This is a genomic window from Vibrio sp. S234-5 (assembly GCF_000960595.1).
Lineage (GTDB): Bacteria > Pseudomonadota > Gammaproteobacteria > Enterobacterales > Vibrionaceae > Vibrio.
In genome coordinates, this window is sequence record NZ_JZAM01000295.1 from 124,488 (window position 1) to 136,706 (window position 12,219).

General features: G+C 45.7%; 24 protein-coding genes and 1 pseudogene. All 25 read right to left on the minus strand.

All coding sequences use genetic code 11. The features are described 5' to 3' along the window. Positions 1–32: 32 nt before the first annotated feature. Positions 33–1,367: a preprotein translocase subunit SecY gene (secY, locus tag UF06_RS18465; protein ID WP_039431014.1), complete on the minus strand. Its 1,335-nt coding sequence runs from the start codon at positions 1,365–1,367 to the stop codon at positions 33–35. Between the two features lie 20 nt (positions 1,368–1,387). Further along, entirely contained in the window at positions 1,388–1,822 is a 435-nt protein-coding gene (gene rplO, locus UF06_RS18470; RefSeq protein ID WP_045571747.1) for a 50S ribosomal protein L15, read from the minus strand. Between the two features lie 5 nt (positions 1,823–1,827). Continuing rightward, positions 1,828–2,004: a 50S ribosomal protein L30 gene (gene rpmD / locus UF06_RS18475; RefSeq protein ID WP_005379565.1), complete on the minus strand. Its 177-nt coding sequence runs from the start codon at positions 2,002–2,004 to the stop codon at positions 1,828–1,830. Positions 2,005–2,011: 7 nt separating this feature from the next. Next, a complete protein-coding gene (gene rpsE / locus UF06_RS18480) occupies positions 2,012–2,515 on the minus strand; it encodes a 30S ribosomal protein S5 (protein WP_011078816.1) in 504 nt (167 codons plus the stop codon). 14 nt (positions 2,516–2,529) lie between these two features. Next, positions 2,530–2,883, minus strand: a complete 354-nt coding sequence (gene rplR / locus UF06_RS18485) for a 50S ribosomal protein L18 (protein WP_000358092.1) — start codon at positions 2,881–2,883, stop codon at positions 2,530–2,532. A gap of 9 nt (positions 2,884–2,892) precedes the next feature. Continuing rightward, complete coding sequence (gene rplF, locus UF06_RS18490; protein ID WP_045571748.1) at positions 2,893–3,426, minus strand: 50S ribosomal protein L6; 534 nt, start codon at positions 3,424–3,426, stop codon at positions 2,893–2,895. Positions 3,427–3,438: 12 nt separating this feature from the next. Further along, complete coding sequence (gene rpsH / locus UF06_RS18495; RefSeq protein WP_039440281.1) at positions 3,439–3,831, minus strand: 30S ribosomal protein S8; 393 nt, start codon at positions 3,829–3,831, stop codon at positions 3,439–3,441. Between the two features lie 29 nt (positions 3,832–3,860). Further along, the gene (rpsN, locus tag UF06_RS18500; RefSeq protein ID WP_039431064.1) at positions 3,861–4,166 is read right to left on the minus strand and encodes a 30S ribosomal protein S14; all 306 of its coding nucleotides are present in this window, start codon (positions 4,164–4,166) and stop codon (positions 3,861–3,863) included. A 17-nt stretch (positions 4,167–4,183) separates the two neighbouring features. Further along, positions 4,184–4,723 carry a 50S ribosomal protein L5 gene (gene rplE, locus UF06_RS18505; RefSeq protein ID WP_039431067.1) on the minus strand — a complete coding sequence of 180 codons (540 nt, stop codon included), beginning with the start codon at positions 4,721–4,723 and terminating at the stop codon, positions 4,184–4,186. A gap of 26 nt (positions 4,724–4,749) precedes the next feature. Beyond that, on the minus strand, positions 4,750–5,067 hold the full coding sequence (gene rplX / locus UF06_RS18510; protein ID WP_045571749.1) for a 50S ribosomal protein L24: 318 nt from the start codon (positions 5,065–5,067) through the stop codon (positions 4,750–4,752). A 14-nt stretch (positions 5,068–5,081) separates the two neighbouring features. Then, entirely contained in the window at positions 5,082–5,453 is a 372-nt protein-coding gene (gene rplN, locus UF06_RS18515; protein WP_039431069.1) for a 50S ribosomal protein L14, read from the minus strand. A gap of 163 nt (positions 5,454–5,616) precedes the next feature. Continuing rightward, the gene (gene rpsQ, locus UF06_RS18520) at positions 5,617–5,871 is read right to left on the minus strand and encodes a 30S ribosomal protein S17 (protein ID WP_045571750.1); all 255 of its coding nucleotides are present in this window, start codon (positions 5,869–5,871) and stop codon (positions 5,617–5,619) included. After that, positions 5,871–6,062: a 50S ribosomal protein L29 gene (gene rpmC / locus UF06_RS18525; RefSeq protein WP_004410456.1), complete on the minus strand. Its 192-nt coding sequence runs from the start codon at positions 6,060–6,062 to the stop codon at positions 5,871–5,873. Before rpmC ends, rpsQ begins: the two co-directional genes overlap by 1 nt. Then, on the minus strand, positions 6,062–6,472 hold the full coding sequence (gene rplP, locus UF06_RS18530) for a 50S ribosomal protein L16 (RefSeq protein ID WP_000941218.1): 411 nt from the start codon (positions 6,470–6,472) through the stop codon (positions 6,062–6,064). The genes rpmC and rplP overlap by 1 nt, the downstream gene beginning before the upstream one ends. 11 nt (positions 6,473–6,483) lie before the next feature. Then, entirely contained in the window at positions 6,484–7,185 is a 702-nt protein-coding gene (rpsC, locus tag UF06_RS18535) for a 30S ribosomal protein S3 (protein WP_045571751.1), read from the minus strand. Positions 7,186–7,203: 18 nt separating this feature from the next. Further along, positions 7,204–7,536: a 50S ribosomal protein L22 gene (gene rplV / locus UF06_RS18540; protein WP_005528535.1), complete on the minus strand. Its 333-nt coding sequence runs from the start codon at positions 7,534–7,536 to the stop codon at positions 7,204–7,206. Positions 7,537–7,546: 10 nt separating this feature from the next. Next, on the minus strand, positions 7,547–7,825 hold the full coding sequence (gene rpsS, locus UF06_RS18545) for a 30S ribosomal protein S19 (protein ID WP_011078827.1): 279 nt from the start codon (positions 7,823–7,825) through the stop codon (positions 7,547–7,549). A gap of 21 nt (positions 7,826–7,846) precedes the next feature. After that, on the minus strand, positions 7,847–8,671 hold the full coding sequence (gene rplB / locus UF06_RS18550) for a 50S ribosomal protein L2 (protein WP_045571752.1): 825 nt from the start codon (positions 8,669–8,671) through the stop codon (positions 7,847–7,849). A 16-nt stretch (positions 8,672–8,687) separates the two neighbouring features. Further along, entirely contained in the window at positions 8,688–8,990 is a 303-nt protein-coding gene (gene rplW, locus UF06_RS18555; protein ID WP_039440295.1) for a 50S ribosomal protein L23, read from the minus strand. After that, positions 8,987–9,589 (minus strand): 50S ribosomal protein L4, encoded by a 603-nt coding sequence (gene rplD, locus UF06_RS18560; RefSeq protein ID WP_039431099.1) that lies wholly within the window; start codon positions 9,587–9,589, stop codon positions 8,987–8,989. Before rplD ends, rplW begins: the two co-directional genes overlap by 4 nt. A gap of 16 nt (positions 9,590–9,605) precedes the next feature. Then, on the minus strand, positions 9,606–10,235 hold the full coding sequence (gene rplC / locus UF06_RS18565; protein WP_045571753.1) for a 50S ribosomal protein L3: 630 nt from the start codon (positions 10,233–10,235) through the stop codon (positions 9,606–9,608). Positions 10,236–10,249: 14 nt separating this feature from the next. Then, positions 10,250–10,561: a 30S ribosomal protein S10 gene (gene rpsJ / locus UF06_RS18570; protein ID WP_004410492.1), complete on the minus strand. Its 312-nt coding sequence runs from the start codon at positions 10,559–10,561 to the stop codon at positions 10,250–10,252. Positions 10,562–11,014: 453 nt separating this feature from the next. Further along, positions 11,015–11,488, minus strand: a complete 474-nt coding sequence (bfr, locus tag UF06_RS18575; protein ID WP_045571754.1) for a bacterioferritin — start codon at positions 11,486–11,488, stop codon at positions 11,015–11,017. A gap of 78 nt (positions 11,489–11,566) precedes the next feature. Beyond that, entirely contained in the window at positions 11,567–11,755 is a 189-nt protein-coding gene (locus tag UF06_RS24975; RefSeq protein WP_039440300.1) for a (2Fe-2S)-binding protein, read from the minus strand. 321 nt (positions 11,756–12,076) lie between these two features. Then, a pseudogene (gene tuf, locus UF06_RS24980) lies at positions 12,077–12,219 on the minus strand (elongation factor Tu); the annotation flags it as partial.

Genomic DNA, 12,219 nt, shown 5'->3' on the forward strand with positions numbered 1-12,219 from the left:
CCGTAATTGAAACTGCTGAGTCTACTACCGAATTAACGGCCATAGCCCTTCAGATTCGCTTTCTTCAACACAGACTCATATTGATGAGACATCATATGTGTCTGTACCTGTGCCATAAAATCCATGATAACAACCACTACAATTAGCAGTGATGTTCCGCCGAAGTAGAAACGAACGTTCCACGCGACCATCATGAACTCCGGAATCAGACAGATAAAGGTAATGTAGAGCGCACCAGCTAAGGTCAAACGCGTCATCACTTTATCAATGTATTTGGCTGTCTGCTCACCTGGGCGGATACCGGGTACGAATGCACCAGACTTCTTCAGGTTATCTGCTGTTTCACGCGGGTTGAAAACCAACGCCGTGTAGAAGAAACAGAAGAATATAATCGCTGCCGCATAAAGCATGACATACAAAGGTTGACCTGGGCTCAAAGCCAAAGACACGTCGGTTAGCCAACCGAACGCGCTGCTTTCACCATTTTGGCCAAACCATTGTGCCAATGTTCCTGGGAACAAAATAATGCTTGATGCGAAAATTGCAGGAATCACACCGGCCATATTTATTTTCAATGGCAAATGCGAACTCTGGGCTGCAAACACTTTACGACCTTGTTGACGCTTCGCGTAGTTGACGACGATACGACGTTGACCACGCTCCATGAAAACAACGAAATAAATGACTGCAAACGCCAACACTGCAATTAACAGCAGAAGAAGTACATGCAATTCACCTTGACGCGCTTGCTCGATTGTTTGTCCGATTGCCTGAGGCAATCCAGCAACAATACCTGCAAAAATCAGCAACGAAATACCGTTACCAATTCCACGCTCTGTAATTTGTTCACCTAACCACATTAGGAACATGGTGCCAGTTACTAAACTTACGGTTGCAATTAGCGTAAACATGGTTTGGTTGATAACAACCAGATTGTCGACCATATTTGGTAGGCCAGTTGCAATACCAATAGCTTGGAAAGTTGCAAGTACAAGCGTGCCGTAGCGTGTATATTGGCTGATCTTACGACGGCCTGCTTCACCCTCTTTCTTGAGTTCAGCTAACGCTGGATGAACTACCGTTAGCAACTGGACAACAATCGAGGCCGAAATATACGGCATGATGCCCAGAGCTAAAATAGATGCACGCGAAAGTGCACCACCGGAGAACATGTTAAACATTTCAACGATGGTGCCTTTTTGCTGTTCGAACAAATCGGCAAGTACAGCAGCGTCAATACCAGGAATCGGCACAAAAGAGCCAGCTCGGAATACTAAAAGTGCACCAATTACAAATAACAAGCGCGACTTTAGTTCACTTAAGCCGCTCTGAGCACTACGAAAATCTTGTCCTGGTTTTTTAGCCATCTGTACCTCGTTCCTCGAGATTATTCCTCGATTTTACCGCCTGCAGCTTCGATTGCAGCTTTAGCGCCTTTAGTCACACGCAGACCTTTCACAGTCACCGCTTTGCTAAGCTCGCCAGAAAGAACAACTTTAACGAATTCGATGTTCTTAGTGATGATGTTAGCCGCTTTTAGGCTGTTTAGATCTACTACGTCACCAGAAACTTTCGCTAGCTCAGCTAGACGAACTTCAGCCGCCACTAGGCTCTTACGAGAAGTGAAACCGAACTTAGGTAGACGCTGTTTCAGAGGCATTTGACCGCCTTCAAAACCTGGACGAACTTTTCCGCCAGAACGTGACTTTTGACCTTTATGGCCACGACCACCAGTTTTACCGAGGCCTGAACCGATACCACGGCCTAGGCGCTTCTTAGAAGGCTTAGAACCCGCAGCCGGTGATAGAGTATTCAAAAGCATTATGATTACTCCTCAACTTTAACCATGTAGTAAACCTTGTTGATCATACCGCGAATACACGGTGTATCTTCAAGTTCTACAGTGTGGTTGATTTTACGAAGACCTAGACCGCGCAAAGTAGCTTTGTGCTTAGGCAGGCGACCAATTGAGCTTTTAGTTTGAGTTACTTTAATAGTTGCCATGGTGTTCTTACTCCGAAATAGCTTCAACAGTTAGACCACGTTTAGCAGCAACCATTTCTGGTGACTTAACATCTACTAATGCGTCAATCGTTGCACGAACGATATTGATTGGGTTAGTAGAACCGTACGCTTTTGACAGTACGTTGTGTACACCAGCAACTTCTAGTACTGCACGCATCGCACCACCTGCGATAACACCAGTACCTTCTGCAGCAGGCTGCATGTAAACTTTAGAGCCCGAGTGGCGACCTTTCACTGGGTGGTGAAGAGTGCCTTCGTTAAGAGCGATAGTAACCATGTTACGACGCGCTTTTTCCATTGCTTTTTGGATCGCTGCAGGTACTTCACGAGCTTTGCCGTAACCGAAACCCACACGACCATTACCGTCACCAACTACAGTTAGTGCAGTAAAGCTCATGATTCGACCACCTTTAACCGTTTTAGAAACACGGTTAACTGCGATTAGCTTTTCTTGCAAATCATTCGCTTGAACTTGTTGTTCTTTAGCCATCTTCCAACCCTACCTTAGAATTTCAGACCAGCTTCGCGAGCAGAATCTGCTAGCGCCGCTACTCGACCGTGGTATTGGAAACCAGAACGATCAAATGCAACTACAGTTACGCCTTTCTCAAGAGCGCGCTCTGCTACAGCTTTACCCACTGCTTTAGCCGCATCGATGTTACCAGTGTATTTCACTTGCTCACGGATCGCTTTTTCTACAGTAGAAGCTGCTGCGATAACCTCAGAGCCGTTTGCCGCAATAACTTGAGCGTAAACGTGGCGAGGAGTACGGTGTACTACCAGGCGAGTTGCACCAAGTTCTGCAATCTTACGACGTGCACGTGTAGCACGACGGATGCGAGATGCTTTCTTATCCATAGTGTTACCTTACTTCTTCTTAGCTTCTTTACTACGCACATTTTCATCTGCGTAACGAATACCTTTACCTTTGTAAGGCTCAGGCGCGCGGTAAGAACGGATGTCTGCCGCAACTTGACCTACCAACTGCTTGTCACAACCAGTTAGAACGATCTCAGTTTGGCTTGGACACTCAGCTTTGATACCCGCTGGCAACTCGTGCTCAACTGGGTGAGAGAAGCCAAGAGTCAGGCCCACCGCATTACCTTTGATAGCAGCACGGTAACCAACACCCTTAAGGGTTAGCTTCTTAGTGAAGCCTTCCGTAACACCAACAACCATGTTGTTAACTAGAGCGCGAGCAGTACCTGCTTGAGCCCATGCGTTAGCAACACCTTCGCGAGGACCAAAAGTTAGCTTGTTTTCTTCCTGAGCGATAACTACAGCGTTGTTTAGAACGCGAGTTAGTTCACCTTTAGCACCTTTTACAGTAACTTCTTGGCCGTTCAGTTTCACCTCTACGCCAGCTGGAATAGCGACAGGTGCTTTAGCAACACGAGACATATTCTACTCCTATTAAGCTACGTAGCAGATGATCTCACCACCAAGACCTGCTTTACGAGCAGCGCGGTCTGACATCAGACCCTTGGAAGTGGAAACAATAGCAACACCTAAACCACCCATTACAGATGGCAGCTCGTCTTTCTTCTTGTAGACGCGCAGACCTGGACGTGAAACACGCTTCAGTTGCTCGATTACTGGTTTAGCTTGGAAGTACTTAAGAGTCACTTCTAGCTCAGGTTTTACGTCGCCTTCAACAGCGAAGTCAGCGATGTAGCCTTCAGCTTTAAGTAGTGCAGCAATTGCAACTTTCAGCTTTGAAGAAGGCATTTTAACAGCAACTTTGTTTGCTGCCTGACCGTTACGAACACGGGTCAGCATATCCGAAATCGGATCTTGCATGCTCATATGATTTACTCCAAATGATTAAGTGGCAATTACCAGCTAGCCTTACGAAGTCCAGGAATCTCGCCTTTCATGCAAGCTTCACGAACTTTGATACGGCTCAGACCGAATTTACGTAGGTAACCGTGTGGACGACCAGTTTGGTTACAACGGTTGCGCTGACGTGACGCACTTGAATCACGTGGAAGAGTTTGCAGTTTTAGAACCGCATTCCAACGATCTTCTTCTGATGCATTTACATCGCTGATGATAGCTTTTAGAGAAGCACGCTTCTCAGCGAACTTAGCTACTAGCTTTGCACGTTTCACTTCACGTGCTTTCATTGATTGTTTAGCCATAACAGTAACCCTTCACCTTACTTACGGAATGGGAAGTTAAAGGCAGCCAGCAGAGCACGGCCTTCCTCATCAGTACCAGCAGACGTCGTAATAGTGATGTCTAGACCGCGTACACGATCAACTTTATCAAAGTCGATTTCCGGGAAGATGATTTGCTCGCGAACGCCCATGCTGTAGTTACCGCGACCGTCAAAAGACTTAGCGTTAACACCACGGAAGTCACGTACACGTGGAAGAGCGATAGAGATTAAACGCTCCATAAAATCCCACATACGTTCGCCACGCAAGGTTACTTTACAACCGATAGGGTAGCCTTCACGAATTTTGAAACCTGCAACAGATTTGCGAGCTTTAGTGATAAGAGGCTTTTGACCAGAGATCGTTGCCATATCAGAAGCTGCGTTTTCTAGCAGTTTTTTGTCGTTGATAGCTTCGCCAACACCCATGTTTAGGGTGATTTTCTCGATTCTAGGGACTTGCATGACGCTTGTGTAACCGAACTGTTTGGTCAGTTCAGCGACTACAGACGACTTGTAGTAATCATGCAGTTTCGCCATAGTAGAACTCCAAATTACTTTCTAAATTAGTTAGAAACGGTTTCACCGTTTGACTTGAAGAAACGAACCTTTTGGCCATCTTCAAAACGGAAACCGACACGGTCAGCTTTACCAGTTGCTGCGTTGAAGATAGCCACGTTAGAAACGTCGATTGCTGCTTCTTGCTCTACGATACCGCCTTGGATACCTAGTGCTGGAACAGGTTTCTGGTGTTTCTTAACAAGGTTGATACCTTCAACGATAACTTTACCAGTTGCTAGAACCTTAGTTACTTTACCTTTCTTGCCTTTATCTTTACCAGCAAGAACGATTACTTCGTCATTACGACGGATTTTAGCTGCCATTATATTGCCGCTCCTTACAGAACTTCTGGAGCCAGTGAAACGATCTTCATGAACTTATCGCCACGAAGTTCGCGAGTCACAGGACCAAAGATGCGTGTACCGATAGGTTGTTCACTGTTGTTGTTCAACAGTACACAAGCGTTTCGGTCGAAGCGAATGACAGAACCGTCTGGACGACGTACGCCTTTACGGGTGCGAACTACCACCGCCTTCAGTACATCACCTTTCTTAACTTTACCGCGTGGAATTGCTTCCTTAACAGTAACTTTGATGATGTCACCGATGTGTGCATAACGACGGTGAGAGCCACCCAGAACCTTAATACACATTACGCTGCGAGCGCCTGAGTTATCAGCTGCGTCCAGCATACTTTGCATTTGGATCATGTTAGTGCTCCGCTAAATATTAAAAAACTAGACCCTCTCGGGTCGGGCTGCCTCTTTATAAGGGACGCGAATTGTACCACCCTTTTTTGTGATTGGGTAGTCAAAAAATAAACGGCTCCAAAAAATAATTTTGGAGCCGTTCGCGTTCACAGAAGAGGTAAGATTAAATCTTCGCCTTTTCTACAACTTTCACCAAAGTCCAAGACTTAGTCTTAGACAGTGGACGACACTCACGAATTTCAACGGTGTCGCCAGTGCCACATTCGTTGTTTTCGTCGTGTGCGTGAACTTTAGTCGTGCGCTTAACGAATTTACCGTAGATAGGGTGCTTCACCATGCGCTCGATAGCAACAACAATAGACTTGTCCATTTTGTCACTAACAACACGACCTTGCTGGGTACGAATTTTGTCGCTCATTATGCGCCTGCCTTCTCAGTCAAAACAGTTTTCACACGTGCGATATCACGGCGTACAGCTTTCAGAGTATGAGTTTGCTGTAGTTGACCAGTTGCTGCTTGCATGCGCAAGTTGAACTGTTCACGTAGCAAATTCAATAGCTCAGCGTTAAGCTCTTCAACGCTCTTTTCGCGTAGATCTTGTGCTTTCATCACATCACCTGCTTAGTTACAAATGTAGTCTTGAATGGCAGTTTACGAGCCGCTAGGCGGAACGCTTCACGCGCCAATTCTTCAGGTACACCATCAACTTCGTACATAACCTTACCAGGTTGGATTTGGGCTACCCAGTACTCAACGTTACCTTTACCCTTACCTTGACGAACTTCAAGTGGTTTTTCAGTGATTGGTTTATCTGGGAACACACGGATCCAGATTTTACCTTGACGCTTGATATGGCGCGTCATAGCACGACGTGCAGCTTCGATTTGACGAGCAGTCAGACGACCACGGCCAACAGCTTTAAGACCAAAAGAGCCGAAGCTTACTTCTGTACCTTTTGCTAGACCACGGTTACGACCAGTCTGAACCTTACGGAACTTAGTACGTTTAGGTTGTAGCATCTGTCGACTCCTTACTTACGGCCTTTACGCTGCTTCTTAGGCTTGTCAGCCTTTGGCTCTGCAGCTTCAGTTGCTGCTGGCATACCGCCTAGAATCTCACCTTTGAAGATCCAAACTTTAATGCCGATTACACCGTAAGTGGTGTGAGCCGAAGAAGTTGCGTAATCAATGTCTGCACGTAGAGTGTGTAGAGGCACACGGCCTTCACGGTACCACTCAGAACGTGCGATTTCAGCGCCGCCTAGACGACCGCTTACTTCCACTTTGATACCCTTAGCACCTAGACGCATTGCGTTTTGTACCGCGCGCTTCATCGCACGACGGAACATTACACGACGCTCTAGCTGAGAGGCGATGCTGTCACCAACAAGTTGCGCATCTAGTTCAGGCTTACGTACTTCAGCGATATTAATTTGCGCTGGTACACCTGCAATTTTTGCTACAGCTGTGCGTAGTTTCTCTACGTCTTCACCTTTCTTACCAATGACAACACCTGGGCGAGCAGTGTGAATAGTCACACGGATGCTCTTAGCAGGACGCTCGATAACGATGCGTGATAGAGACGCTTTAGCCAGTTCTTTAGTTAGGAACTGACGTACCTTGAAGTCGCCGTCTAGGTTGTCAGCGAAATCTTTGGTGTTAGCAAACCATGTAGCATTCCAAGGCTTAACGATGCCTAGACGAATACCATTAGGATGTACTTTTTGACCCATTGCTTACTCTCCTAGTCTCTAGCGATCTGCTACAACAACAGTGATGTGGCTTGAACGCTTCAAGATACGATCCGCACGACCTTTAGCACGAGGCATAATACGCTTCATGGTTGGGCCTTCATCTACAAAGATTTTTGCGACATTCAGATCGTCAATATCCGCACCTTCGTTGTGCTCCGCGTTAGCGATAGCAGACTCTAGAACTTTCTTAACTAGTACAGCCGCTTTTTTGTTGCTGAAAGTTAGGATTTCAAGAGCTTGGTCAACAGATTTACCACGAATTAGATCCGCAACTAAGCGAGCTTTCTGAGGCGAAATGCGAGCAAAGTTATGTTTAGCAATAGCTTCCATTATTTACCCCTTAACGCTTCTTAGCTTTCTTATCCGCAGCGTGACCGCGGTAAGTACGTGTTGGTGCGAATTCACCCAGTTTGTGACCGATCATTTCTTCGGTAACGAAAACTGGAACGTGCTGACGACCATTATGGACAGCGATGGTCAAACCGATCATCGTAGGGATGATCATTGAACGACGGGACCAAGTCTTAAGTGGCTTTTTGTCTCCGCTTTCCACCGCTTTCTCTACCTTCTTCAGCAAGTGTAGGTCAATAAATGGACCTTTCTTGAGAGAACGTGGCATGGCGATTCCTCTTTATATAGATTACTTGTTACGACGACGTACGATGTACTTGTCAGTGCGTTTGTTGCTACGAGTCTTGTAGCCTTTAGTTGGCATACCCCAAGGTGAAACTGGGTGGCGGCCACCAGAAGTACGACCTTCACCACCACCGTGTGGGTGGTCAACCGGGTTCATTACCACACCGCGAACGGTTGGACGAACACCGCGCCAGCGAGATGCACCCGCTTTACCAAGCTCACGAAGCATGTGCTCAGAGTTACCAACTTCACCGATAGTTGCGCGGCCTTCAGAAAGAACTTTACGCATTTCGCCAGAACGCAGACGGATAGTTACGTAAGAACCATCACGAGCTACTAGCTGAGCGTAAGCACCCGCTGAACGAGCCAACTGTGCACCTTTACCAGGAGTTAGTTCAACACAGTGAACGGTAGAACCCACTGGGATATTGCGCATTGGTAGAGTGTTACCCGCTTTAATCGGCGCATCAACGCCAGATTGGATAACGTCACCCGCTTGCAAACCTTTTGGTGCAATGATGTAACGACGCTCACCGTCTGCGTACAGAACTAGAGCGATGTTTGCGCTACGGTTTGGATCGTATTCTAGACGCTCAACTTTCGCTGGGATGCCATCTTTAGTACGTTTGAAGTCAACTACACGGTAGTGGTGCTTGTGACCGCCACCGATGTGACGTACTGTGATACGACCGTTGTTGTTACGACCACCATTCTTAGAGTTTTTCTCTAGAAGAGGTGCGTATGGCTTACCTTTGTACAGGTCAGCATTTACGATTTTAACAACGTGACGACGACCAGCCGAAGTCGGCTTACATTTAACAATAGCCATTATTCAACTACTCCTGTTATTCCGCGCCGCCAACGAAGTCAAGATCTTGACCTTCTTTCAACGTCACGTACGCTTTCTTCACGTCTGAACGACGGCCTTGGCGTAGACCTTGACGCTTGGTCTTACCCTTAGTGATAAGAGTATTTACAGACTTAACTTCAACTTCAAATAGCTTTTCTACAGCTGCTTTGATCTCTTTCTTAGTTGCATCTTTCGCTACTTTGAAAACGATAGTGTTCGCTTTCTCAGCAGCCATAGTTGCTTTTTCAGAGATGTGCGGTGCACGTAGAACTTTTAGTAGACGCTCTTCAGTGATCATGCCAGCATCTCCTCAACTTGCTTAACTGCTGCTGCAGTCATTAGAACCTTGTTAAACGCGATTAGGCTTACTGGATCGATACCAGATGCGTCACGCACGTCAACTTTGTATAGGTTACGAGCAGCTAAGAATAGATTCTCGTCTACTTCGCCAGTAACGATGAGTACATCGTTAAGCTCAAGTTCTTTAAGCTTAGCTACTAGCTCTTTTGTCTTTGGTGCTTCTACTGAGAAGTTATCAACAACGATTAGACGCTCTTGACGAACTAGCTCAGAAAGAATGCTCTTCATCGCACCACGGTACATTTTCTTGTTTACTTTTTGGCTGTGATCCTGTGGTTTCGCAGCAAAAGTAACACCACCTGTACGCCAGATTGGGCTACGAATTGTACCAGCACGTGCACGGCCAGTACCTTTTTGACGCCATGGTTTAGCACCACCGCCAGAAACTTCTGAACGTGTCTTTTGAGCACGAGTGCCTTGACGAGCACCTGCTGCGTACGCAACAACTACTTGGTGTACAAGAGCTTCGTTGAACTCACGTCCGAAAGTAGTTTCGGAAACAGTTAGTGCGTTAGCACCTTTAACCATCAATTCCATTACTTACTCCTAGACGTTATGCTTTAACAGCTGGTTTGACGATCACGTTACCGCCGGTTGCGCCAGGGACTGCACCTTTAATAAGAAGCAGATTGCGCTCAGCGTCAACTCGTACGATCTCTAGGTTTTGAGTCGTTACACGCTCAGCACCCATGTGACCTGCCATTTTCTTGCCTTTAAATACGCGACCTGGAGTCTGACATTGACCGATAGAACCAGGAGCACGGTGAGACAATGAGTTACCGTGAGTCATATCTTGAGTGCGGAAGTTCCAGCGCTTAACAGTGCCTTGGAAACCTTTACCCTTAGATGTACCAGTAACGTCTACTTTCTTAATTTCGTTGAACAATTCAACAGTTAGTTCTGCACCAACTTCGAACTCTTCGCCGTTTTCTAAGCGGAATTCCCAAAGACCGCGACCAGCTTCTACACCCGCTTTCGCAAAGTGACCAGCTTCTGGCTTAGTTACACGGTTAGCTTTCTTAGAACCAGTAGTAACTTGGATTGCTGCATAGCCGTCAGACTCAAGAGATTTAACTTGAGCAACACGGTTCGCTTCAACCTCAACAACTGTTACTGGGATAGAAACGCCTTCTTCAGTAAATACGCGGGTCATGCCCACTTTACGACCGATTAGACCAATCATTCTTCTAATCTCCCTTAACCTAGGCTAATTTGAACGTCAACGCCTGCAGCAAGGTCTAGACGCATCAGAGCATCAACAGTTTTATCTGTTGGCTCAACGATGTCGATTAGACGCTTGTGAGTACGGATTTCGTACTGGTCACGAGCTTTCTTGTTAACGTGTGGAGAGATAAGAACGGTGAAACGCTCTTTACGAGTAGGTAGTGGGATTGGACCACGAACCTGTGCGCCAGTGCGCTTAGCTGTTTCAACGATTTCCGCGGTAGAAGCATCGATTAGTTTGTAATCGAAAGCTTTTAGGCGGATACGGATACGTTGGTTCTGCATGAGACAGAGCTCCAATTATTAAAAATTACACAAACAATATCGCCACTCAGACTCGCATATGGCGAGAGAATGCCGATTGATTTATGTGAAACCGTAGTGCCTCAATTGGGCACATTGTCAGTTAATTTTCGATTAGCATTCAACTATCACAAGTGAAGGTGTTTGCTAATTGTATTAACTGCGAACATAAGCTGAGTATACGTTACCTTTCAAACCGTTAAGGTTCGTTAGCTCCTCGCTGCTCATTGGTTCACAACTGAACAAGTCAGTGCGATGGATTATACAGATAACAAAATAGCTTGCAAGTGCCGTTTGAAAAATAAACGTTGAATAGATAGGGATTAGTGTGAGAACTAGAAAAAAGGCATCACCTAGATGGTAAAAGGCGCTGCCTGATGTTTACAAATTTTTGAAATCGTCTAGCCCCTATCATAAATAGAAGTTAGAGTTCAGTTATTCTTCGACAAACTGAGCCTGTAAGTAATTTTCTAGTCCAGTCATTTGGATTAAACCAAGCTGCGTTTCTAGCCAGTCGACATGCTCTTCTTCATCTTCCAATATTTCTTGGAACAGATCTCGGGACACATAATCTCTGGTATCTTCCGCGTAGGCTATGGCATCTTTTAGATCGGGGATTGCCATCATCTCAAGCTTTAGGTCACACTCAAGCATCTCTTGAGTATTCTCTCCGATCATGAGTTTACCAAGGTCTTGTAGATTGGGGAGCCCTTCTAAGAATAAGATCCGCTCGATAAGATGATCTGCGTGTTTCATCTCGTCAATCGATTCGTGGTACTCTTTGTCCGCTAAGTGTTTTAAGCCCCAGTCTTTATACATGCGAGCGTGAAGAAAGTACTGATTGATAGCGACAAGCTCGTTGCCGAGTACTTTGTTGAGATGTTGAATGATGATTGGATCGCCTTTCATGACATAGCCCTCCTCTTTGGCTCTATTAACTGTAGAACCAGATATGGAGGAGTCAAAAAAACTCAACACCTATCTATTCTAACTCGCCTCTCTGTAGAGAACGGGCACGATTTCGTTTATCACTTCTTTAGCGGTTCGCACACACTTACCACACTGACTTCCCAGCGCTGTGCACTTTTTTATCCCTCTAATATCCGTCACGCCTTCTTCCAGCACAAGTTGACGAATCTTCTTATCTGAAACACCGTGGCATAAGCAAACGTACATATACAAACACAAACGTAATTTATAACACCCACCAATAATAAAAGAGAATCATTCTTGTTACCAGTCTTATTTGATATGCTAGATAGATCCAATTGTTATTAAGATTGGCAGTGGAAACCACACGGTTTCACTTAGGCTGGTTGTTCGTGTTTATACATCTAGTTAACAGATTGAAAATGTTGAATATCTATATGCAATGCACAGAAGGATGCGTAGATTTTTTTATAACTAAAATGAAAAGAGGAAGCCAAAGCTTCCTCTTTTCCTGTGCGCTGTTCTTCAAATTGAAGAAGAGTGCAAGATTCCGTTTAACTCAAAGAATTAAGCGAAGATCTTAGCAACAACACCAGCACCTACTGTACGGCCGCCTTCACGGATCGCGAAACGTAGACCTTCGTCCATCGCGATTGGTGCGATCAACTCAACAATCATCTTGATGTTGTCGCCTGGCATTACCATTTCTA